Origin of the sequence: Paenibacillus sp., assembly GCF_035645195.1 — a bacterium.
Taxonomy (GTDB): Bacteria; Bacillota; Bacilli; order Paenibacillales; family YIM-B00363; genus Paenibacillus_AE.
On sequence record NZ_DASQNA010000050.1, the window covers coordinates 35,595 to 58,960 of the forward strand.

Annotated in this window: 21 protein-coding genes and 1 riboswitch; of the genes, 1 reads left to right on the forward strand and 20 read right to left on the reverse strand. The window is 58.2% G+C overall.

The window, feature by feature from the left end:
• The 5 genes from VE009_RS25920 to VE009_RS25940 form a co-directional block, all read right to left on the reverse strand.
• Complete coding sequence (locus tag VE009_RS25920; RefSeq protein ID WP_325012804.1) at positions 1-714, reverse strand: hypothetical protein; 714 nt, start codon at positions 712-714, stop codon at positions 1-3.
• Positions 715-853: 139 nt separating this feature from the next.
• Positions 854-1,180, reverse strand: a complete 327-nt coding sequence (locus tag VE009_RS25925) for a helix-turn-helix domain-containing protein (protein WP_325012806.1) — start codon at positions 1,178-1,180, stop codon at positions 854-856.
• A complete protein-coding gene (locus tag VE009_RS25930; protein WP_325012808.1) occupies positions 1,131-1,778 on the reverse strand; it encodes a TetR/AcrR family transcriptional regulator in 648 nt (215 codons plus the stop codon). Before VE009_RS25930 ends, VE009_RS25925 begins: the two co-directional genes overlap by 50 nt.
• A 74-nt stretch (positions 1,779-1,852) precedes the next feature.
• Positions 1,853-2,509 (reverse strand): YigZ family protein, encoded by a 657-nt coding sequence (locus VE009_RS25935; RefSeq protein ID WP_325012810.1) that lies wholly within the window; start codon positions 2,507-2,509, stop codon positions 1,853-1,855.
• 101 nt (positions 2,510-2,610) lie between these two features.
• Positions 2,611-3,969, reverse strand: coding sequence for a glucose-6-phosphate isomerase (locus VE009_RS25940; protein WP_325012812.1), 1,359 nt, complete (start codon positions 3,967-3,969; stop codon positions 2,611-2,613).
• 133 nt (positions 3,970-4,102) lie between these two features.
• On the opposite strand from VE009_RS25940, the gene VE009_RS25945 reads away from it, so the two are divergent.
• A complete protein-coding gene (locus VE009_RS25945; RefSeq protein ID WP_325012814.1) occupies positions 4,103-5,446 on the forward strand; it encodes an NAD(P)-binding domain-containing protein in 1,344 nt (447 codons plus the stop codon).
• 73 nt (positions 5,447-5,519) lie between these two features.
• Here VE009_RS25945 and VE009_RS25950 read toward each other — a convergent pair whose 3' ends face one another.
• The 15 genes from VE009_RS25950 to tkt form a co-directional block, all read right to left on the reverse strand.
• Positions 5,520-7,547 (reverse strand): sensor domain-containing protein, encoded by a 2,028-nt coding sequence (locus VE009_RS25950; RefSeq protein ID WP_325012816.1) that lies wholly within the window; start codon positions 7,545-7,547, stop codon positions 5,520-5,522.
• A 75-nt stretch (positions 7,548-7,622) separates the two neighbouring features.
• Positions 7,623-7,943, reverse strand: a complete 321-nt coding sequence (locus VE009_RS25955; RefSeq protein WP_325012818.1) for an STAS domain-containing protein — start codon at positions 7,941-7,943, stop codon at positions 7,623-7,625.
• A 31-nt stretch (positions 7,944-7,974) separates the two neighbouring features.
• Entirely contained in the window at positions 7,975-10,077 is a 2,103-nt protein-coding gene (locus tag VE009_RS25960) for a FapA family protein (protein WP_325012820.1), read from the reverse strand.
• 46 nt (positions 10,078-10,123) lie between these two features.
• The gene (locus VE009_RS25965; RefSeq protein WP_325012822.1) at positions 10,124-10,945 is read right to left on the reverse strand and encodes a PP2C family protein-serine/threonine phosphatase; all 822 of its coding nucleotides are present in this window, start codon (positions 10,943-10,945) and stop codon (positions 10,124-10,126) included.
• A 6-nt stretch (positions 10,946-10,951) separates the two neighbouring features.
• Positions 10,952-11,266, reverse strand: coding sequence for an STAS domain-containing protein (locus tag VE009_RS25970; protein WP_325012824.1), 315 nt, complete (start codon positions 11,264-11,266; stop codon positions 10,952-10,954).
• A 2-nt stretch (positions 11,267-11,268) separates the two neighbouring features.
• On the reverse strand, positions 11,269-12,906 hold the full coding sequence (locus VE009_RS25975; protein ID WP_325012826.1) for a HAMP domain-containing protein: 1,638 nt from the start codon (positions 12,904-12,906) through the stop codon (positions 11,269-11,271).
• On the reverse strand, positions 12,906-15,047 hold the full coding sequence (locus tag VE009_RS25980; RefSeq protein ID WP_325012828.1) for an HD domain-containing phosphohydrolase: 2,142 nt from the start codon (positions 15,045-15,047) through the stop codon (positions 12,906-12,908). The genes VE009_RS25975 and VE009_RS25980 overlap by 1 nt, the downstream gene beginning before the upstream one ends.
• A gap of 212 nt (positions 15,048-15,259) precedes the next feature.
• Positions 15,260-15,805 (reverse strand): DUF5317 domain-containing protein, encoded by a 546-nt coding sequence (locus VE009_RS25985; protein WP_325012830.1) that lies wholly within the window; start codon positions 15,803-15,805, stop codon positions 15,260-15,262.
• 68 nt (positions 15,806-15,873) lie between these two features.
• Positions 15,874-15,957: riboswitch (cyclic di-GMP riboswitch) on the reverse strand.
• Positions 15,958-16,197: 240 nt separating this feature from the next.
• Positions 16,198-16,404 carry a hypothetical protein gene (locus tag VE009_RS25990; protein WP_325012832.1) on the reverse strand — a complete coding sequence of 69 codons (207 nt, stop codon included), beginning with the start codon at positions 16,402-16,404 and terminating at the stop codon, positions 16,198-16,200.
• Entirely contained in the window at positions 16,358-16,672 is a 315-nt protein-coding gene (locus VE009_RS27315; protein ID WP_414694933.1) for an aspartyl-phosphate phosphatase Spo0E family protein, read from the reverse strand. Before VE009_RS27315 ends, VE009_RS25990 begins: the two co-directional genes overlap by 47 nt.
• Entirely contained in the window at positions 16,591-17,220 is a 630-nt protein-coding gene (locus VE009_RS25995) for an HD-GYP domain-containing protein (protein WP_325012834.1), read from the reverse strand. Before VE009_RS25995 ends, VE009_RS27315 begins: the two co-directional genes overlap by 82 nt.
• Positions 17,221-17,388: 168 nt before the next feature.
• Complete coding sequence (locus VE009_RS26000) at positions 17,389-19,494, reverse strand: LuxR C-terminal-related transcriptional regulator (protein ID WP_325012836.1); 2,106 nt, start codon at positions 19,492-19,494, stop codon at positions 17,389-17,391.
• Complete coding sequence (locus tag VE009_RS26005; protein ID WP_325012838.1) at positions 19,494-19,730, reverse strand: hypothetical protein; 237 nt, start codon at positions 19,728-19,730, stop codon at positions 19,494-19,496. The genes VE009_RS26000 and VE009_RS26005 overlap by 1 nt, the downstream gene beginning before the upstream one ends.
• Positions 19,731-19,743: 13 nt before the next feature.
• On the reverse strand, positions 19,744-21,165 hold the full coding sequence (locus tag VE009_RS26010; RefSeq protein WP_325012840.1) for an ATPase domain-containing protein: 1,422 nt from the start codon (positions 21,163-21,165) through the stop codon (positions 19,744-19,746).
• A 138-nt stretch (positions 21,166-21,303) separates the two neighbouring features.
• Positions 21,304-23,322, reverse strand: a complete 2,019-nt coding sequence (gene tkt / locus VE009_RS26015; protein WP_325012843.1) for a transketolase — start codon at positions 23,320-23,322, stop codon at positions 21,304-21,306.
• Positions 23,323-23,366 lie beyond the last annotated feature (44 nt).

A 23,366-nucleotide genomic window follows, 5' to 3' on the forward strand; every position in this document is an offset into this window, starting at 1 on the left:
TCAAGTGTGTCCGGTTTGCGACTCTTTTAGACAGCATAGCAAGAAAGAATAGAGAGAATCGAAGATTGCGAGTAGAGGGGGCGGGTATTGCGGAAGGAGCAAATGTTCCTTAAACGGCGGTTGGCGGGCAAAATGGCAGGCAGTAAGAGACAAATGCTCCTTAGACGGCGGTTGGCGGGCATTTCGGCGGGCGGTAAGAAACAAATGTTCCTTAAATGGCGGCTGGCAGGCAAAACGGCAGGCGATAAGAAACAAATGTTCCTTAGACGGCAGTTGGCAGGCAAAACGGCGGGCGGTAAGAGGCAAATGTTCCTTAAACGGCGGCTGGCAGGCAAAACGGCAGGCGGTAAGAGGCAAATGTTCCTTAAACGGCGGCTGGCAGGCAAAACGGCGGGCGGTAAGAAGCAAATGTTCCTTAAACGGCGGTTGGCGGGCAAAATGGCAGGCAGTAAGAGACAAATGCTCCTTAGACGGCGGTTGGCGGGCAAAATGGCAGGCGGGAAGAGACAAATGTTCCTTAAACGGCGGCTGGCAGGGAAAACGGCGGGCGGTAAGAGACAAATGTTCCTTAAACGGCGGCTGGCTGGCAAAACGGCGGGCGGTAAGAGGCAAATGTTTCTTAAACGGCAGTTGGCAGGCAAAACGGCAGGCGATAAGAAACAAATGTTCCTTAGACGGCAGTTGGCAGGCAAAACGGCGGGCGGTAAGAGGCAAATGTTCCTTAAACGGCGGCTAACAGGCAAAACGGCAGGTGGCAAGAAACAATTGCTCCTTAGCGGCGGAAAGCGGACCGTTCGGCGGCGCCCCGAACCCGCCCAACGGGCAAAAAGCCCGCAAGCGCGCGCGGAGAGCGTTACACGCTCACGCCGCCGTGCCGACGGGCCCATTCCTCGATTTCGCGAATGACAGGCTGCAGCGCGTTGCCGCGCTCGGTCAAACGGTATTCGATGCGCACGGGCGTCTCCGGATACACGATCCGTCGGACGATGCCCGCTTCTTCCAGCTCCTTCAATCGCTCGGACAGCATCCGGTCGCTGACGCCGGGCACGAGGTCGGCGACCTCCTTAAACCGGCGCGGCCCATGGAGGAGCGCATGAATGATCAACCCCGTCCACCGTTTGCCCAGCAGCTCAAACGCTGACTCTACGCTTGGGGACAAAACGCAGTCCCGGTTTAGCATAGGGCAGTCCTCCCGCTTCGAATGCGTGGCAAAGCAGATCGACGTGCTGCATCGCGAGCGGCAGCACTTCTTCGTACGTTTGCTCGAATTGGATCGCGTACGTAATCAACCCGTGCAACCCCATAAACAAATTCCAAGGCAGCGTGAACTGCAGCTTCTCCCGTTCCGGATGCCCGTTCAAGCATTCTTGAACGATCGATGCGAACAAGTTCATGTTCTCCGCCTGTTCCGTGCGGGAATAACGCTTCAGCTCCGGATCGCGGATCATGAACATGATTTCGTAATGATGCGGGTTTTCCAGCCCGAACCGGATGAATTCCAGCATAAGCTGCTTCAGCGCACTGACGTCCCGCTCCTTCAGTCGAAACAGCAGGTTCGTCTGCCTTATGATCAAAGCGTTAAAATCTTCCACGACGAGAGCGTAAAACAGCTCCGCCTTGTCTTGGAAGTAATAGTAAATAGACCCGTGGCTGTACCCCAATTTCGCCGCAATTTTGCGCATCGATACGGCCCGGTACCCTTCGCTGACAAACAGCTCTCTGGCCGCATCCAAAATGCGGTCCCGGCTCAATTCTTGATCCACGACACGTCGTGCCACCGTTATCCCTCCCCTTTGTCGTATAATTATACGCAAGGTTGAATAACGCTTCAACACTTTTTTGCGTAAAAGCACTAAAGAAAGTTCGATGGCAATTGATCGTGTTCCAAGTATTCCGAGTCATCCACTCGAATTTCTGTTTGACCAGCTGTCAAATCCGTAATCCATTCGATAAAACGCGCACTTTCGGATTCGTTCGGCAAGCATCGAACTGTTACTTTATCGGTGTATTCCATCGACCCGATCAAAATGCCGCGCCCGCGGAGCTCGTATTCGAGCATGCCGAGCAGCGGGTAATCGAAGGTCAGCGTTACAGGCGTATGCAAAACTTTATACACTGTACCCGCGGCTTCAAGCCCGGCGACCGCCCCGTCCGTGTACGCGCGCACGAGCCCGCCCGCCCCGAGCAGGATGCCGCCGAAGTACCGGGTGACGACGACGGCCACGTTTTTCAGCTTCTGATTTTTGATGACCTCGAGGATCGGCTTGCCGGCGGTGCCGCTCGGCTCCCCGTCGTCGGACGCTTTCTGATGCTGATCCCGTTCCCCTACGATGTAGGCGGAGCAGTTGTGCGTCGCCTGTTTGTGCCGCTGCTTGATTTCTTCGATGAAGGCGACCGCTTCCTCTTCGGACTCGACCGGCTTCGCGTGTCCGATGAACTGCGACCGCTTGATGACGATTTCGGCCTCGCCTTGGCGGCGAACCGTTCGGTAATACGGCAGCTTCCACATGTGATCCGTTCCCCCCAAGAAAATCAGCCCACCCGGACGCGCCGGGTGAGCCGATCGGCGGCCGCCGCAGCGCGCATGTCCGCGCGGGGCGACCTTAGAAATTACATGCCGCGAAGTCTCGCTTCGAGCTCCGCCTTTTTCGCTTCGAAGCCCGGCTTGCCGAGCAGCGCGAACATATTCACCTTATAAGCTTCTACGCCCGGCTGATCGAACGGGTTGACGCCGAGCATGTAGCCGCTGACGCCGCAAGCCTTCTCGAAGAAGTAGACCAAATGGCCGAACGTATACGGCGTTTGGTCGGCCAGCGTCAGCACCGTGTTCGGCACCCCGCCGTCCGTATGAGCGAGCAGCGTGCCCTGGAACGCTTTCTTGTTGACGAAGTCAATCGTCTGGCCGGACAAGAAGTTGAGGCCGTCGACGTTCTCCGGATCGTTCGGCACCGTCAGCTCGATCGTCGGTTTCTCCACTTGGAGCACCGTCTCGAACAAGTTCCGCGTGCCCTCCTGGATGAATTGGCCCATCGAGTGCAGATCCGTGCTGAAGTCGACCGACGCCGGGTAGATGCCCTTGCCGTCCTTGCCTTCGCTCTCGCCGTACAGCTGCTTCCACCATTCGGAGAAGAAGTGGAGGCTCGGCTCGTAGTTGACGAGAATTTCGATCGCTTTGCCCTTCTTATAGAGCGCGTTGCGCACAGCCGCGTACTGGTAGCTTTGGTTTTCTTCCAAGCTCGGGTTCGCGTACAGCGTCTGCGCGTCCTGCGCGCCCGCCATGATCGCGTCGATGTCGACGCCGGCCACCGCGATCGGCAAGAGGCCGACCGCCGTCAGCACCGAGTAGCGGCCGCCGACGTCGTCCGGAATGACGAACGACTCGTAGCCTTCCGCGTCGGCGAGCTTCTTCAGCGCGCCTTTCGCCGCGTCCGTCGTCGCGTAGATGCGCTTCCGCGCCGCTTCCTTGCCGTACTTGCGCTCGAGCGCCTCTTTGAAGATGCGGAACGCGACCGCCGGCTCCGTCGTCGTGCCGGACTTGGAGATGACGTTGACGGAGAAATCTTTCCCTTCGAGCGCCTGCAGCAGCTGCGCCATGTACGTGGACGAGATGTTGTTGCCCGCGTAGAAAATTTGCGGCGCCGTGCGCTTGTCCTTCGGCAAATGCGCCTCGAACGGATTCGTCAGCAGCTCGATCGCCGCGCGGGCGCCGAGGTAGGAGCCGCCGATGCCGATGACGACGAGCGCCTCGGAATCGCCGCGGATGCGCTCGGCCGCCTGCTTGATGCGGGCGAATTCGTCGCGGTCGTAGCGGCTCGGCAGATCGACCCAGCCGAGGAAGTCGGAGCCCGCGCCGGTTTTCGCGTGCAGCGCTTCGTGGGCGGCGCGCACCGCCGCCGCGCTGTAATCGAGCTCATGCTGCCCTACGAACGGAAGGGCGGGTTTGTAATCGTAAATAACGGGAGATTTCATGAGTCATCCTCCTTTGGCATTTCGCTACCAAACTCTTCACCTAGAATACTTGAACGATTCGTGCCAATGCAAGCGAACGCCCGGAGGAGCCGGCGGGCCCTCCCCTGTTCAATGGAAGGGGGGAAATGATAAGATGGTACCAATATCGAACCCTACGCAGCTGACGGAGGTGCGCCCCATGCAAATTATCGGTTTTATCGGTCTCGGCACGATGGGTTATGCCATGGCCGCCAATTTGGTGAACAAAGGTTTCGATGTCGTCGTGTACAACCGGACGCGCAGCCGCGCCGAAGCGTTCGCCGCGGAACGGCGCGGAGCGACGGTCGCCTCGACGCCGAAGGAAGTCGCGCGCGAAGCGGACATCGTCTTCACGATGCTCGGCGACGACGCGTCGGTCGAGTCGACGTATTACGGCGCGAACGGCATCTTCAGCGGACTGCGAGCAGGCATGACGCTCGTCGACTGCAGCACCGTCTCGCCGGAGCTGAGCCGGAGGCTCGCCGCCGACGTGGAAGGCCACCTGGCGGACTTCCTCGACGCGCCTGTGACGGGCAGCAAGCCCGCTGCGGAAAGCGGCACGCTGCTGTTCATGGTCGGCGGCCGCGAGGAAGCGATCGCGACCGTCCGCGAGCCGCTGCTCGCGATGGGCCGCGACATCATCCATATGGGCCCTTCGGGGGCGGGCTCCATGACGAAGCTCGCGCACAACCTCATCGTCGGCGTCAACGCCGCCGCCCTCTCGGAAGGGCTCGCGCTCGCCGCGAAAGCCGGCGTCGACCCGGCTAAATTTCTGGACGTCGCCGCCAGCGGCGGCGCCGCGAGCAAATATTTGGAGCTGAAACGGGACAAGCTGCTCCACCGCGATTATAGCAATCAGTTCTCGCTCAAATTCATGCTGAAGGATTTGCGCCTCGCCTCCGCCTTCGCGGGCGAACTCGGCGTCCCGACGCCGGCGCTTTCGAGCGTGAAAGACTTGTTCCAGATGGGCGAGTCGCTCGGCCTCGGCGATCTGGACTTGTCCTCGGTTATCCGCTGCTACGAGGAGTGGACGGGCGTATCGATCGGGGACACCTCGGGAGAATACGCGCCGGCGAAGCGGGAGGCGCAAGATGCGGAGCGCAAATCCGACGACCGCCGCCGCTCCCCGCGGGTCAACCTGAACATCCCTCTGCACATATCCGTGTACCAATGGGAGCAGGAAGGTTCGTTCTCCGGGCAGCAAATCGAAGCGACGCTGTACGATTTGTCCGAGGGCGGACTGCAGGTCGTCTCGTCGTTCCCGCTCGCCGTCGACATGTTCGTCGTCATCCACTTCCCGCAGGATGCCGATTTGCCGCCGATCACGGGCAAAATCATCCGCGTCGTGCCGGACAACGGCGCGTTCCGGTACGGCTGCATGCTCTCCGGCCTGCCGCCGTTCGTCCGCGTGCAGCTGGAGGAGTACCTCCGCGGTCAAGAAGGACGCCAGCCGTCTTAAGGCAGGCGAACAAGGCGCCCCGAACCCGGCAACGTATGCCGCGGTCCGAGGCGCCTTCTTTACTTCCCGCCGATCAAACGCGCTGGAGAGATAACCAACGCTCTAACGCTTCCGCCGTAACGGGTCGTTGGAACAAATATCCCTGCGCTTCGTCGCAGGCGAGGCCTTGAAGAAACGACAGCTGGTCCGCCGTTTCCACCCCCTCGGCCACCACCGTAAGACGCATATGGTGCGCCAGCGAAATGATCGACTTGACGATGGTCGCGTCATGATCGTCCCGCGTGCAGTCCCGTACGAATGCCTGGTCGATTTTCAGCGTGTGAAGCGGAAACCGTTTTAGATAATTGAGCGAGCTGTAGCCTTTCCCGAAATCGTCCATGCTGATGCGGACGCCGAGCGCCTTGAGCTCCATCAGCGTGACGATCGCGTTGTCGACGTCCATCATCATGCTCTCCGTAATTTCGAGCTCGAGATACTGCGGGGGCAGTTCCGAACTCTCCAACGCTTTCTTGACGGTGCGCACCAAATGCTTCTGTTCGAATTGGCGCGGCGACAAATTGACGGAGACGACGAACGGTCCGTGCCCCGCTCGAATCCATGCGGCGTTCTGGGCGCAGGCGGTCCGCAGCACCCATTCGCCGATCGAGACGATCAGGCTCGACTGCTCCGCAATTGGAATGAATTCGCCGGGCGGGATGAGCCCGAGCTCCGGATGGTTCCACCGAAGCAGCGCTTCGACGCCCACCGCGCGGCCCGTGCGCAGCTCCACCTTCGGCTGGTAGCAGAGATGCAGCTCATTGTTGTCGATCGCCTGCCGCAGCGCCATCTCCAGCTTCGCCGTTGGGCCGGCGCTCATGCTTTCGTCGTACGCCTGGAAGTCGTTCCCGCCCCGCTGTTTCGCGCAGCGCATCGCGCGGTCCGCGAACTCGAGCAGCGCGGGCCCCGTCTCGCTGTCCTCCGGATAGACGGCCAATCCGATGCTCGGCGATATAAAGATATATTGGTCATCCAGCCGAAGGGGGCGCTGGAACGCCCGCAGGATGCGCCTTGCGATGCGCAACGCCCGGGATCGGTCCGCGCGCGGCAGCAGGACGCCGAAATTGTCCCCGTCGAGGCGCGCCGCCGTGGCGTGTACTCCTACGGTTTCCAGCAACCGTTCGGCCGAGGCGACGATCAACCGGTTGCCTTGCTCGAATCCGACGTATTCGTTCACCGCTCGAAACCGGTCCAAATTCATCGTCATGACGGCGGCCGGCGCGCCGTCCTTGGATTGCGCGATTGCCTCGGCTACACGCTCCAGGAACAGCTTCTTGTTCGGCAGACCGGTCATCGGCTCGAAATACGTCAACTGGGATACCTGCTGCTCGGCCAGTTTTTTGTCGGTGTTGTCTTGAACGTACACGGTGATGCCGTCCAGCGACGGGTGAGCGTGACAAGTGTACCATTTTCCGGTCTCCTGGTTATGTGCCGCGTACACCGTTTTCACGTTCTCCTCCATCGCTTGATGCAGCATGAGATAAGCATGAGTTCCGACCCACTCCGGATAGACGTCCCACAAACGTTTGCCGATGACATGCTCCCGTTTCCGCCCGCTGCACTGCTCCATCGTACGATTCCAATACTGAACTTCCCAACCGGAATTCAACGCGATGAACCCGTCGGACATGTTCTCCAAAATGTTGGAAACCGTCGTGTAGGTGCGAAGAAGCGATTCCTCCGCTTGTTTCTGCGTCGTAATGTCTTTCGCGATGCCGTATACGCCGACGACATTGTAGTCTACCGTAATCGGAACGAAGCTGACGTTGATGTGGACCGCTTCGCCGTTCTTTTTCAGCATGACCGATTCGAAGCTCTGCGCCTTGCCTCGCCGAGCGGTTACGAACCGTTCCAATGCGAATGTAAGCGCACTTTCGGGAAACAGCACGCCGAACGAACGCTGCGTCAGCTCTTCCCTCTTGTAGCCGGACAGCTCCTCGGTCAGGGTGTTGACGCTCAGGAGATTTCCTTCCGCATCCATCCACCACACCATGTCCGGGCTGCTCTCAAACAAAGCAGGCGCCCCTCGATCCGTATGCTGTTGTCTCGTTTTCTCGAGTTCCATTCGTTACAACCTCCTGAGGCCCGTTCCCGCGGTCCGATGTGTGCGGCCGGCGCGCAAGATGCGGTACGCCATTCGTTACTCCAGCTCGGGAAATACGTCTTTCCCGACGATTTCGGGCAATTGCAGCATCTCGAACACGGTCTTTACGTCTTCGCGCAGCCGCGCGACCGCAATCGAATGACCTCTGCCCTGAACTTGTTTAACGAGTGCGATCAGCAGTCCGATGCCGGAGGAGTCCACGAACGTTACGTTCGAGAAATCGATATGCACGCGCTCGCATGCCGCTAGCTGCGGAGCCAGCTCTTCGCCGATGAGCTCCGTCGCGTCGATATCCAAATCGCCGGTAAACGCGACCGCCGCCGAAGTGCCTTGCCGGTCCAATGTAAAAGTAAGCATCGTTTCATCCCCTTAAATTTGGTTTCCTTGTTTACCAAAGCAGCAATCGTCCGTCGTCCGCAAGACGCGCCCGGACCCCGCTCGCCTCCTCCGTGAAGGAATGCGCGCGGTGGCCGACTTGTATGAACGTATCGGCCCTTACGCGGCCGATCGTAATCGTCTGATCCTTCGGCACGCGAATTTTCGTCGGAATGCCGCCGAACGTCCCCGCTTCTTGAACGACGACGCCCTCCTCCGCGAACACCTCGCCGCCTCGAATATATCCTGCGATTTGCACGGCACCCTTCGCATGCAGCTTGGAATTGTACACGCCTTCCCCGATCACTTGGATCGCGCCCGCCGAAAACACTTTGCAATTTTGAAGATAGCTCGCCTTCACGAAGCAGTTCCGATCCGCCTCCGCCAAAGCCGCCGCCCGGAGCAGCCCTCCGACCTGGCTCATCAGCTCGCGAAAGCCTGCGATCGTGCGCAGGTCCGCCTGATGCGGCGTGACGAAGTTTCGAAACAGCTTGTCGCCGAGCAGCTTCCAATCGTCTTCCAGCTGCTCCGCTCCGAGCTTCGCCTTGTTCATGAACGCAACGACGAGCGGCGGCACCGATTTAAACTTGCCGTCGCACAATATTTTCAGGAACGGACCGAGCCCCGTCCGCTCCACGTTCGCCGATTTGAAGGCGGCGAGATTCATGATTTGCTGCATCGCTTGCGCCATTCGTTCGAGATGCTCATGCAGTTCGCCCAGCATATGGTGCAGCTCTTGAACCAGCATGCTGCTCTTCCCCGCCGTCAGCTCGCTCGTAATCGCGTTGTTCCGGATCGAGATCGAGCTGCCGGACGCGATGTTCGCCATATTCGCGTTTCCTTGGATCCAAACCGCCCCGAGCGCCTCGACCTCCATGCCGTCCTGCACGGCGCCCAATATTTCCACCGCTCCTGCATACCGAACGTTCCCGCTTTTCAAATTGACGTCATGGGGCACCGTCAGCTTCGGCACGATGCTGATTTTCGCGAAGCGCCCGTTGATTTTGACATTCGGCTGGCCTGTTTCGGTAGCGACCACCTTCGTGTCGTCCACGATCGCGATGCCCTTGCCTTCCGCGATGACGAGCGGTTGAGGCGGCTCCGGCAGCACGGGTTCCCCCGTAACCGCGACGCCCGCTTCTCCGCTTTGCGGCGGATGGATAATGCCGATCACTTGGCCGCGCTCGACGGCCGGGAATTCCTGCAGCTCTCGGAAGTCCACGCTGCCGTCGGCACGCTCCCGAAATCCCTTTTTCACTTCGGTCTCTTTGATCGATTCAAGATACCCGTTCGCGCTCGGCTTCGGACGAATGCCCCTCGCGACGACGAACGTTCCCGACGACCCGCTGCCGCACGCCCTCGCCAGCTCGGAATAATCGATGCCTACGGCGATGCCGAGCTCTTTCATTTCCTTCAAAACCGCTTCGCTGTCGATCGGAATCGGGAGCCTCTGTTCGACGACGTCCAGTTCGATGAAATTGCTCGGCTCGCGATCCTTCAGCGTTCGGCGCAGCCGATATCCCGGGGTGACGTGCAACACCGCTTCAAGCCGATCCTCGCCGATCGAAAGCTCCCAGCGCGGCTCGCAAATTTCGTCGCTCACGGAAACATGCAATTGATCGGTTTCGTTGACGACGACCGTCTTCTCGATGAATTCGTCGTTCTTGTAAAACTTCACGCCCGCTTTCGGCACGACGATCGGGTATTTGTCCGGCGCGTTCTTGCAATAAATATGGCCGTCCTTCACCCACACCTTGCCCGCGAGCTCGGCCGCGGAGGCGAATTCGCCGCCGCCCGCGAGCGGCGCATCCGTCCCGGCGGCCGGCAGCCGTTCGGCGTCGAGATCCATAGCGCCCGCCTGTTCCGCCGCCGCCTGCACCAACGCTTCCAGCGTATCCTGCGCTGGGCGCGGCGCCGCCTGACGCTGCTCCTCCGTCTGCGCGTCCTTCACCGTCAGCCGCACGAGCGCCGCTTTGGAGCCGAACCCGAGAAACCCTTTCGTCTCCGTCTCCAAAATTTCGATATCCACGTCAGAGCCCGGCGTTCCCAGCAGGTCCAGCCCCGTTCGGACCGCTTCCTTCACGGTTTTCCCTTTGGAGGTCACACTTTTGCCCATTTCGCTCCCCACCTTGAATGTCAATATGCGGATGAAGCCCGAACCGCTATTCCGCGACCGTCGCCCAAGCGCGGCCGACCTTCAACGTGACCATCGTAATATCGTCCCTTTGGGGCTCCCCCTCCGAGAACGACTCGACGGCGGCGATCACGCGCTTCTCGATCTCTTGCGCGGGCAGATGCCCGCTTTGCTTCAGCTCGGCGACGAGCCTGTCCAGCTTGAACATGTCCCCGGCGGCGTTATGCGCTTCCACGATGCCGTCCGTGTAAAAAAACGCGATATCGTCTTCGCGCAGCAAGGCGCGCGCCTCTCCGTACGTTTGATTCGGGAGACCGCCGAGCATGACCCCCTTCGCCTCCGGGATCGGCGCGACCTCTCCCGATCGGAGGACGATCGGCAGCGTATGACCGGCGTTCGAATACGTTAAGCTCATATCGGCGGGATTCCAGTCCGCGCAAAGGACGGTGACGAACGAGCCCAGCTTCCTGAGGTCGGGGAACAACGCGTTGTTCATCGCCGTCAACGTTTCGCCCGGAGACGCCGTGCTGACCGCCGCGCTGCGGAATGCGCCGCGCGTGAGAATCATCAGCATGGCCGCCGGAATGCCTTTGCCCATCACGTCGCCGATGATCATCCGCATGCGCCCGCCGGACAAAGGATAAAAATCGAAGTAATCGCCGCCGATCAAGCGGGCCGGCACCGACACGCCGGAGATGTCTCCGGAATCGATCCGCGGCTTGGCGCCGTTCAACAGCGTGGATTGGATATTCCGCGCGATCTGAATTTCCCGTTTCAGCGTTCGATCCAAATCCGACCCCCCGCCTCCGGCGTCCCCGTGCGGCAAACATGTCATGTTCGTGGAAACCATCGGCGGTTATCCCCCCTTCTGAAGGGTCTGCAATATATGGAACACTCCCACGGTTTGGAAAATATCATGGATCGGTTCGCTGATGCCGACAAAGCGGATGGAGGCGCCCCGTTCGGAGGCTGCGTAAATCGCGCCGATGACGGCGCCGATGCCGGTCGAATCCGTAAATTCCAAGCCCGAGAAATCGATGGTAACTGCTTCGACGTCCGGCGGCCAAGCCATGGCGCGCTCGTTGAATACGCCGATGGTCGCAAAATCCAAAATTCCCCGAAGCTCCAGCAACAACGCTCTTCCCTCGAGTAGAGAGAATACTTCAAGCATAGCTATTCACTCCTTTCGGTTCCTGCCTTGCCGTTAGTTTCATTTTCGAATTCGCGCGCGAACCGCTCCATCTCATCGTCCGCACTCGTTTCGTCGATATAAAAACGTTCCAGCTTCCGGTTCAAATTCCCAGACAGATCGTCGATACGCCGAATGGCCGCCGTCAATTCCTCCAACGTATCGCGAAGCATCAAGTGAATCGCTGTGACTTGACTCGCGTGTTCCTCCCACAAGCGGCTGATCGGCTCGACATGCTCGTCCGCAACGCCCCGGCCCGCGTCCTCCAGCGTCGTTTGCAGCTGCTCGAGCCGAGCATTCAGCTCCACCAAGAACGCTTTGGATTCGTGCGTCATGGAAGCCGACACGTTGTTCATTGTATCCAGCGAAGCTTGCACCCGCTTGGTCAATACGCGAGACAATACGTACAGGTCTTCCGCGTCGTGCTTGACGCCGTAGATCAGTCGGCCGATACCCCGCGTGACGTCGTTAATTTGGTTTGAAATCGCGCCCCACTCGTTGGCGTCCTTCACTTTCAGCGTATGGGACAAGTTGCCGGAGGCGATGCTTCCGATATGCTCGGCGATTTCCGCCAACGGTTGAAGCTGCCTCCCGGCGACCGCCCGGATCAGAAAGAACAGCACCAGAAACATAACGACGAACGCTCCCGACAAGCTCGAGACGACGAGCTTTTTGAACTGCTCTTGCCGTTCCGTATTGACGACGACGGTCATGACACGCTGTTCCGAGAGCGGGAAATACAATTTCTTGAAGGCGTTGTTCCCGGCATAATGCGTTTTCGCGGCCGGCTCGCCCGTTTCCATCGCTTGCTTCACCATTGCGGCGTCATCCTCGTCCGCATACCGATTCGACCCGTACAGAAGAGGTTGATCGTACCGCGGTTCGATAACGACGTTCTTGTCGCCCTTGAGCCATGCGGGGGCGTTGATGACGGCGATCTCCTCGATGTCCGAATCCTCGGTGACAATTTTCCCGATCATCTGCGCCGTTCCGGAGTGGAACATTTGATAATAAATGCGTTCGTCTAATATGTAAGGATTTATAAGAAAGGATGTCTTGCCGTCATAGTAATACCCGTATTTGTAATACTTGTCCTCCCAGTCGGACTTGGAGATCGGGCCCGCCCAATAGTGCTCCTCCGCTTCCCCGCGCCCGACCGTGACGAGTTCTCCGCGCATCAATTGATCGAACGCGGTGTACCAATATCCCCACTTTCGGGAACCGAGTCCGATTTCGCCGTCGTCGGTCGACTGGGCGATGACAATGTCGTCGTTTTGCCGGACGAAGAGGGAGATGCCCGAAAGCTCGAACTGCCGCATGAATCGCTGCAGTTCCTCCTGCGTGACGGTTTCGATCGAACGGCCCTCCAGCGCCTTAGCGATTTCCCGGCCGGCGAATTTGAGCCGCTGGCTGAATTCGTGCTCGATCGCTTCTGCGGATCGGGTTGAAGAGTCCACGCCGATGCTGACCATCTTGGCCGTCTGCGAGATTTCTTTCAACTGGTATCTTTGCAATTCGGAATTGACTAGAAAATTAGCCAAAGTAATCGTAGTAATGCCGCAAACGAGCAACGAAAACCCGATTTTCGCGATCAATTGCCGGAACACGGCGTTCTTGTTCATCAGAGCACCAGCCTCCCCTGCAGAGGCGAGTTCGCCTCTGTCGCTTCGCCCTTCCTAGTTACCGCGGAAAGCCCGATTTCTAGAACGACCGTCGTTCCTTTCGGCCCCGTATTTAGAACGATCCGGTCGTTCAACTTCAGCAGCAAGCTGAATCCGTGACCCATAGACAGCTTCGTCGAATATCCGGCCATCAGCGTCGTCTTGGGCAGCTCCGACAAATCTATGCCGCTTCCGCCGTCCTTGACGATGATTCGCAGCATATGCTTGTCAATGTATACGGACAGCTGTCCCTCGGTCGCATGCTTCAGCACGTTGGTAGCCGTCTCGGAGGTGCTGAGCAAAATGTCGTACTTTGTCTTCTGCGGAACCTCGTAAGGGAGCTCGTCCAAGATCGATTGCACCAGGGCGCGGCACTTCGCGATATCCGATTTGCTCCGGATTGGCGCTTCTCCGAGCAGCTTGACCCCGTAGTACGATTCCAGCTCGGCTTCCTCCGCAAGCAGCAGTTTGCCATGCGTTACCGAGAAAATGACGTCTTGATAAAGTTTTTTTATGCGTTCCTCCTGGACTTTTTCGTATTCCAATATGTTGCTGACGTCGAACACCATCAGGTGAACCTGCTCGCCCGCCGGAACGCAGTAAATGTCGTACACCTTGCCCGAAACGGGATCTTCGACGTATTCCCTGATTCTGATTTGCTGCTCCGACGCGCGCCGGACGAGGAGATCGACTTGCGACTGGCAAGGCATCGAGGCGATCGTTCCCTGCCCGTCGCGGTATGTGCCGTCGTATGTCGCGATCACGGCGGCTCCGAACTTTTCCAGCAACGCGGATTCGTAAAACTTTGTTCTCGCCTGCGTCATCATGACATTCTCGAGCAGCCGCTTCTCCTGAATTGCCGATTCCAAGTATTCCGACTCCGGCGCAGGCAAGAAATCCGCGATCGTTCTCACGATGTCGACCAACTTCGGATCTAGAACGTTTGAGGACAGTGCTTGGTAAAGGACTGCCGGATCCCCGCCTTTTTTCCCGTACACAATATGGTCATACTCGTTCGCAGCCGCGATAATGCGGGCGCCGAGCGGGATGTCTTCGTTTTTTTTGCCTTCGGGGAACCCGCCGCCGTCCCATCGTTCGTGATGGTAACGGATATATTCGGCCGCTTTAGCCAGACCGGAAATGTCTTTGATCATCTCCGCTCCGAACTCCGGGTGCTTGCGGTATTCCTTTTCCTCCTCCAGCGTCATTGGGCCTTTCTTCTGGAAGATTTTACTGTTGATCTGCCCTTTGCCGATGTCATGCAGCAGGGCCGCGTAATGAATCGCGTCAACTTCTTCTTGCGGCAGCTTCAACCTCTCGGCGATTTGCCGAGCCAGCCTGCCCGTCCGTGTCGCATGCCCCGCTCCGGTGGAAAGCTTGTCTTCGTTCAGGTGCATAAGCGATTCCAGCGAGCGCAGGTACGTCTTGCGCAGACGGATGAACATACCGAAAGCGTGGCGGAGCGCAAAGAAGAAAACGAATAAAAATATAGTTTCGACCCAAAATTGAGTTTGGTTCGATTGATCATAGATCATAGCAAGTCGGAAACTAAAGATGATCGTTACGGTGTAGCTAATTAAAATGTCTTTAAAGGAATCGCGCCAAACGGCGAAATAATTTTTCTTCTTCAACGTTGCAAGGATTATGAAGAGCAACCCTAAGCTAACGACAAAGTAAGTTGAAATGACCGCCAGACCAACCGGTATTTCATGCCAACCGAACTCCCCTTCTACACCTTCCAATCTTACTAACACAAGACTGGCAGCAGCGAGCGAAATGGTATATTGTCCGACGTTGAACAATACATGTTTCAACTCCACTTTATGGACCAATATGGAGATTACCAAGGCGGTTATTACTTCAACCGCTAACGCTTCCGGCACGCCGTAGCTGAAAAGCACGCCGAAGGTGATGATGCTGCCGCCCCCGAAAACAGTACCGTTCGGCAACTCTACCATATAAATTTCAAGCAACCCGGCCAACGCCGCCAGCGCGGCAATCTCTAGCAAATGCCGTTGTTCGATACCGGGAATAATTAGTACTAACCCAGTCATGCCGAGTGCAAAAACCGTATATATGTACACTTGCAACAGTTTTGGCATGACGCGTTCACTACCTTTACATAAAAATTAGGGCGCAGGTATTATACAGAATAAGTTATTTTTAGGAATGATTACTTAACCCAAGGGAAACCCGCAACAGCGGAAAGCACCAAAGCAGCCGTCGTCAACCAGAACAACCAGTTCTTTTTCATGGAGGCGTCACCTCCCTTCCTTGCATATCCTACGCCCTAAACCGGTAAACGAATTGAACCTTACGATGACTCAACCATTCGTCTATATAAAAATCGGGAAATCCCGAGAGTCATGAGAAGATCGCCTACGCTGACAATGCGGCTGCTTAACGCGTATGGCGGCTTCAGAGGAATAACGTCCGACAGGAGCGGCAAGTAGGAAGCTTGCGTCAGAGGCTGGTGCTTCGTGACGCCTTCCTGCAAGGGAGCGATATATTCATCCAGCCCCGCCCATTCCAGCGCCGCGAGGGATACCGGCATTCTGCCGTCGTTCAAAGCAATGACGGCAAAGTTCAGCAGCAGCCCCGCACCGAATGCGAGGAAGCCGGGCAGATGCCGGTTTTGCCAGCAGCAATATGCGAGAACGAGATAGGAAAGCGAGATCCAGATCGGAAACGTGTCATGCACGAAAGGAATGCGGTCGTAGAGCAGCATGGCGGCCGTTTGGACCAAAAAGCAGGCGATGATCGGCAACGGGTGGCGGAACTCCGTCCGCTGCAGTCGCCGCAGCGATCCCCCGCGCAGAAAAGCGAGTGCGACGGCGATCAGCGCAATTTCATATACCATACTCCCCCACCCTTATCTGTGAAAGTAAAAAATCCGCCCCGAAAAAGGGCGGATTTCCGCTTCCTTTCTTCGGCAACCCGGCTGCCATAGCAATCGCTTTAGGCCCGTGGCTTTGCGTCCCCGCTTTTCAGTCGGGTTAGCCATTATCGAAAAAGATCGAAATTCGAATTTGTGTAATTTTGCTTGACGGATCTTCCCAGTAAGAAGCCTCTAAGGCTTTTATCTTAAATTAATATACAAATTTCGTCAATATTCTTCAAAATTTTACATATTTCTTTCGTTTTTTATATTCTCTACACAAATAACTATGCATGATTTGGATGAAAGTTGGTATCACCCAACGTTCCTATTCCCGAGACAGGCACTTATTTCCTAGTTCCTAGGTTGGCTTCCTACTCGACATTCCTGCAATATAGAGACTCGGTTCCTATGCCGATCCGGCGGAGCCTGCCCGCTTCGGCAAGCCGGCGAAGCGCCGTGGACAGCTCGTCGTGCCCTACCCCCAACACCAGCACAAGGTGCTCCGCCGTGACGTAAGCATATGGGTTCAGCTCAAAAAATCGCTCGCAATCTTGAAGCGTGTTCGTCGATGCGTTCACGGCCATTCTCCTTGCTTCCTAGACGATCCTCTTCTCGTTGCGTTCGCCCGTTTCGACTTCGATAGTAGTCGACGACGACTTCGTCCAACTGTTGACTAATCGCCACGACGGCCGGATGCGACAGCTTGCCGCATGTTTCGTACGCTTCCTTCAATCGGACGAGCAGGTTCCGAACGTCGCCCTCCGTCATCGATCGACTCCGTTCCCGAACGCCACGAAGCGGTGGAACGCTTGGACGACGTTCTCGTCGTAGCAGACGCCGCTCCATCGGTACAGTTCTTCCAACGCTGCCTCGCTCGACTTCGGCACATTGTACCCTCTATGCCCGACCATAGCGTCGTAGCTGTCCACGATCCGTACGATTCGGACATATAAATCCAATTCCTTGTCGGTCTTGGCGTACGGATATCCGCTGCCGTCCAAATTTTCATGATGAAACAAAATGATTTGCGAAAGCACATATCCTTCCTCGATTAAGCTCCTCAGCAGCTCGACCCCGCCATGGCAGTGCTCGCGAATCGCCGCCCATTCCCCCGCGTCGAGCGCGCCTCGTTTGTTTAAGACGGCGGCATCCACGTCCAGCTTCCCAATATCGTGCAGCAGCACCGAGCGAAAAAACGCGTCCCTCTCCCGTCCTGCAAGACCGAACGCTTCGGCGAGGGACAAGCTGTACAGCGCGACGCGAACGGAATGCTGAAACGTAGGGAGATGGTGGGTCGACAGCTTTTTCATGAAAAACGAACAGACGTCGCGCTTCATAAATTCGACGGCGTCGCGGTACACGTACGACGGGGCGAGCAAGGAAATCGTGGCCATGATCATTCTTCCTTCCGAACTTGGGATTCTATTAGCCATTGTGCACGAAGGCAACGCGCGCGCCTATCGCCTGATGTTCTCATTTCCCTCGTCCGGTCCAAGGCAGGAACGGTTTCCTACGCAAACAGCCGCCAGGCCCGATAACGGTCCTGACGGCTGCTGGAATTCCTACTTTTGGTACCCAAGCTGATAAATTTTGGCGATCGCTTGCGCGCGGTCGCTCACTTCGAGCTTATGGAAGATGTTCGTAATATGGTTCTTCACGGTATGCTCGCTAATATAAAGCGCTTCCCCGATTTCGCGGTTGCTGTGCCCCTTGACCATTAGCTCCAGCACGTCCAACTCCCGCGCCGACAGCTTGACGGTCTGCTTCAACGCTTCGAATCCGATTGGTTCCAGGGCGGCGTCCTTGCGCGAGATCGCGGGCAGCTCGAAGTCGACCGTCAGCCGGCGCGTCAAGAAGGCGGCGAACCGGCGTTTCAATTCCTCCTCCGCCTCGACCGGAGCGACGTCTTCGATCCGCTCGCCGCTTTCGACGTACGCGATGACGAGCGCCAAAATTTGTCCCGCCGTCGAACGGCCTCGGGCTTCGCCGGCCGCATCGGTCGAACGGCAGACGATGCCGAGCAACGGGTCGTTCCGCAGCTGATCGCGCAGGAAATCCTCCGGATACACGCTTAGAATGCAAGCGACGCTCAGATCTTCCTTCTCCGCCGGCGACAGACGCATCTCGTCGGCGAAGTCCGCAGCGAGCTCCTTCGTTCGTTCGGCTTTCTCGTACGCCTCCGGACTCCAGACCTTCGTCGCTTCGTGAAGCATCCGCGCTTGGCCGCGAATGCCTTCTTTCCGCTCGGCGCTGACGATACGCTCGAGCGTAATGCCGAACAAAAACACGAATGTGGAGAAAATGTCCTTGATCGGCTCGTACCTTTCGACGCTCGGCAGCTTTACGCTAAGAATGCCGTAGAGCTCCGACTGCACGACGATCGGGCACACGAGCAGACATTCTCCGCCGACTTCCGTTTGGATGCGAATCTCCTCCAAGGCGGTTCGTCCGTCCGACGGGAAATAACGCTCCATCGCGCTTTTGCTGTACCGATGCACCTCTTCCGGTCTCATGCCGCGCGAGACGATTTGCGCTTTGTCCGCCCCCGGCAGTTGAATGATCAAGTGGGAATAGATGGCGGGAGCCAGCAAGATCAAGCTGATGTCGACCATGACATAAAGCGCTTTCTTTAAATCCCCCGCCATACTCATGATTTTGGAAATCTCCACGATGGCGGCGAGCTGCGTCGCGTAGTGCTGCTCTTTGTTTTTTAGCTTCTCGTATTCGATCTTTTTGCCCAGCAAATACGACAACGCCTGGATATACCGCTCGAGCGGTTCTCCGAGTTCCTGCTTGGCGGTCGAACCGCAGAAGAGCATGCCGAGCGGCCCGGCGTCGGACATCATCGGATATACGGCGAGGCAGCTCGGCGCGATCCCTTTCTCTCGGAAGTACGAGACGCGAGGATCGCCCTCGATAGATTTCCAGCTGCGCGGCTGCTCCAGCATGCTGGCTTGCCCGAGGAAGCCTTCTCCGTTCACGAAGACGGCGCGCAGCCAGCGGTCCTTGCAGGGACCGCTGTATTCCACGATGCGGTACACATCGCCTTCCGGCACGGCCAGTCCCGCGAAATCGACGGCGTCGAACAGACGGACGAGTCCCTCGACCGCATCGCCCTCATGCAGCTCATTAGTGACCGCAGCGTTCGCAAGCAGTTCGCCCAAATGTTTGTACGTTATTACAGATTCGCCGGCCTCCGTCAGCCGCGCGAACGTCTGCTCGAGCCAACTCATTCCTTGCAGCAGCTCGTCCGCCTTCTCCCGCGTCCAAACCTCGGCGCCGTCCAGCGCCGACAGCCAGCGCTCCGCGTCTTCGGCGCCTTCCCCCGACACATACGCGCGGGCGGCCGAGAGCGACGGCTCGTCCGCGATGACGCCGCAAAGAATCGCATACACGTCTTGGTTCGGAGCCGGCACGGCGACGGCGGCGTACCGCAGCCCCGGCACGGGACCGTCGATCAGCGCCGGGCGCCGGTCGGACAGACGCAGCGCATGACTCCATTCCGCGCCGCCGAGCGTCGCCTCGAACACGAGCTTCGACAGCTCGTCCCGATAGACGGGGGGCGTTCGATGGCGCCCCTGCTTGTCCGCGAGGACGACCGACGCGGCGAACGTGGTCGACAACCGCTGCTGGAAGCTGTGGAGCAAGTCCGGAACGACCCTGAACATTAGAAGCTCATCCCGTCGTTGAAGTACGGCTCGGCGTATCGATAAATCGCCTGGTCTCCCTCGCCCAACCTTTCCAGAATGGAGGAATTCACCAGGTCGTTCAGCACCGGCTTCAGATGCTCGACCTTCCTCCCCGTGCGAAGCGCCAAGCCCTCCTCGGTTTCCAGCGCATAGGGATTCCCTTGAAAGAACAGCGTGCACTCGATGCGCAGCGTCAACAAATCGTTTTCTTTCATCGTCATCATCCCCTTACACCAAATTCACGTAAGGCAATCGCTCGGAGCTCTCGACGATCAGCGGCTCGGACACGACTCCGTTCGGCGATTTCGTAACCTGCATAAACTGATAGTTGCCGTCCACCCACGTGCGGATGACGCCCGAGCTGGAACGTTCCAAATACGAAGAAACCTCCGGTTCCATCTCCGCGAAATTGCAGAGCGCGAGCACCGTGATGCCCAACGCTTTGGCGCGCGCCACTTCCTCGGCGAAAAATCGAGTGACGAACTGAGCGCCGCGCTGCGAGAATATCGTATTTAAATCGTAGTACGCGTACCACCGTTCGCCTTTGCCCATGCTCTCCGTAATGACCGGCAGCAAATTCTGGCGTAAATACTGCTTATATTCGTCGTTATTCAAATCGCTGACGTCAAGAACGGCGTCCTTGTACTGCGACGGGTAGGAACGTTTGTAGTGCTCGATGACGAAAAACTTGTTGTTTTTCAGCAGCTCGTCGATCGAAACATCGAACAACGACAAGAAGTTTACCGTATCGGTTACGCTGGTTAAGCTGGAGTTCAAAGAGATGACGTTTTTGCCCGCCTTGATTTGCTCTGCGAAAATGCTCGCGATGAAATATTTGTGATTCGCTTTGCTGTTCGTATCGAGCAGGAACGTCGAGCCTTCCGGGACGCCGCCTTGCAGGATCTTATCCAACCTCGCGATGCCCGTCGGCGTAAACTGCGTCGGGAGCAGCTTGTCCTCGACCATGGAAAGCGCGGGCACGACGTGTATGCCGTGATCTACGAACTTATACTGATGCTCGCCCTCGACGATGCGCGTGCCTCTCATTTTCAGCACTTCGATCGTCCGCTTTCGGTACTTTTGCAGATGCTCCTTCATCGCCAGCCGAATGACTCCGTCCGCTACGTAATTTTCGAACGGAATTTCGCCGGACTGCTCGCCGTTGCGCTCCTGCAGCAGCAGAGACGTCTGCGCGAATTTGCGGAGGACGTTCCGGACTAAGTACACGCTCTTTCGCTGATCCTTCTCGCTCGCATCCGACAGTTTAAACAGACTGATGCTGTCGATTACCATCCGCTTGCTGCCGATTTGGCGGATCATTTGCTCGATGATGCCGTTCGGCTCCGTCAGCTGATGCAGGAACGTTTCCGGAGAAAGGCAGACGACGCGCAGTTTGTTTTCTTTTTCTAATGCGCGAAGGTCCCAGCCGTACCCGTTTTTCATTTCTGCGTAAATTTGATCCGGCAGCTCCTCGAACGTGACGTAAATGCCGGGTTCGTTATGCGCGGTCGCCCCGGCGTACAAAAATTGCACGCCGAGCGTCGTTTTGCCCGTGCCCGGAGCCCCCTCCAACACGACGGCGCTGCCCGTCGGAATGCCCCCTTGCAAAATGCTATCTAAACCAGCGATTCCTGTTGATGTGTGCGTCATGCTTGTCCTCCCTCGCCGATAAGTCTGCAATCATTATAGCGCAAGAACTTCGATCCGTGGGAGGAATTTGTTCCCGATCCGCGAACGGACGAAAGGCGCAGCATCCGATTCGGACGCTGCGCCTTTCGTTGCGAGCCGTTATTTCAAGAGCGCCTTCACTTTGGAGACGACGTTCGCCACCGTGAAGCCGTACTCCTCGATCACCTTCGGACCCGGCGCGGAGGCGCCGTACGTCGTGATGCCGAGGATGTCGCCTTCGTCGCCGGCGTACTTATGCCAGCCGAACGGCGACGCCATCTCGACGACGAGGCGCGCCTTCACGTCCGGCAGCAGCACCGAATCGCGGTACTCCTTCGGCTGCGCGTCGAAGCGGTCCGTGCTCGGCATCGAGATGACGCGCACGTGCACGCCTTCGGCGGCGAGCGCCTTCTGCGCTTCGACGGCGAGCTGCACCTCGGAGCCGGTCGCGATGATTTGCGCGGCCGGTTTCGTGCCGGCCGGCGCGTCCGCGACGACGTACGCCCCGCGGGCGATGCCCTCGCGCGCGCCTTCCGCCGTGCCGTCGAGCACCGGCAAGTTTTGGCGCGTCAGAATGAGCGCCGTCGGGCGGTCCTTCTGCGACAGCGCGAAGCGCCACGCTTCGGCCGTTTCGTTCGCGTCGGCCGGGCGGATGACCGTGATGTCGATCATCGAGCGCATCGCGGCGAGCTGTTCGACCGGCTCGTGCGTCGGGCCGTCTTCGCCGACCGCGATCGAGTCGTGCGTGAACACGTACACGACCGGCAGCTTCTGGATCGCGGCGAGGCGGATCGCCGGACGCAGGTAGTCGGAGAACACGAAGAACGTGCCGCCGAACGCCTTCACGCCGCCGTGCAGCGCCATGCCGTTCATCGCGGCGCCCATCGCGAATTCGCGCACGCCGAAGTAGACATTGCGCTCCGCGAAGCTGCCCGGCTGGAACTTGCCCGTGTCGTTCAGATGCGTGTTCGTCGACGATTCGAGATCCGCGGAGCCGCCGATCAGCGTCGGCAGGTTCGGCGAGATCGCGTTCAGCACTTTGCCGGATGCGGCGCGCGTCGCCATCGGCTTCTCGCTAGTTCCGAACGTCGGAATCGCCGCATCCCAGCCCGCCGGGTTCTCGCCCGCGAACGCCGCTTCGAACTGCGCCGCAAGCTCCGGATGCGCGTCGCGATATTTCGCGAACAGCTCGCGCCATGCCGCTTCCGCCGCATCACCCTTCGCCTTCAGCTCGGCGAAATGCGCCGCGACCTGCTCCGGCACGTGGAACTCCTCGTGCGGCCACTCGTAGAACTCCTTCGTCAGCTTCGCCTCGTCGCCGCCGAGCGGGGAGCCGTGCGGACCCGCGTGGCCGCCTTTGCCCTGCTTGTTCGGGGAGCCGTAGCCGATGACCGTCTTCACTTCGATCAAGGTCGGCGCGTCGCTCGTCTTCGACGCCGCAATCGCGCGGTTGATCTCCTGCAGGTCGTTGCCGTTCTCCACGCGCAGGTAGTTCCAGCCGTACCCTTGGAAGCGCTGCGCGACGTTCTCGGAGAACGCGAGATTCAGATCGCCGTCGAGCGAAATATCATTGGAATCGTACAGCACGACGAGCTTGTTCAACTTCAGGTGCCCCGCGAGCGACGCCGCTTCGCCGGAGATGCCCTCCATCAGGTCGCCGTCGCCGCAGATGACGTATGTATAGTGATCGATGATCGGGAAGTTCTCGCGGTTATATACCGCAGCCGTGTGCGCTTCCGCCATCGCCATGCCGACGGCCATCGCGAACCCTTGTCCGAGCGGACCGGTCGTCGCGTCGACGCCCGCCGTGTGGCCGAACTCCGGGTGACCCGGCGTTTTGGAGCCCCATTGGCGGAACTGCTTCAGCTGCTCGATCGGCGTGTCTTCGTAACCGAACAAATGAAGAAGGCTGTACAACAGCATGGAGCCGTGGCCCGCAGACAAAACGAACCGGTCCCGGTTGACCCAATTCGGGTTCGTTGGAGTGTGGTTCATAAATTTCGACCAAAGCTCGTAAGCCATCGGCGCGGCGCCCATCGGCATGCCGGGATGTCCCGATTTCGCTTTCTCGATCGCGTCGATCGACAGCGTGCGGATCGTATCGATCGACAATTGCTCGACCGTTCTGCTAGTGTTCATGCTTTATTTTTCTCCTCCTCGGAAATGCGGTTGTACGGACAATT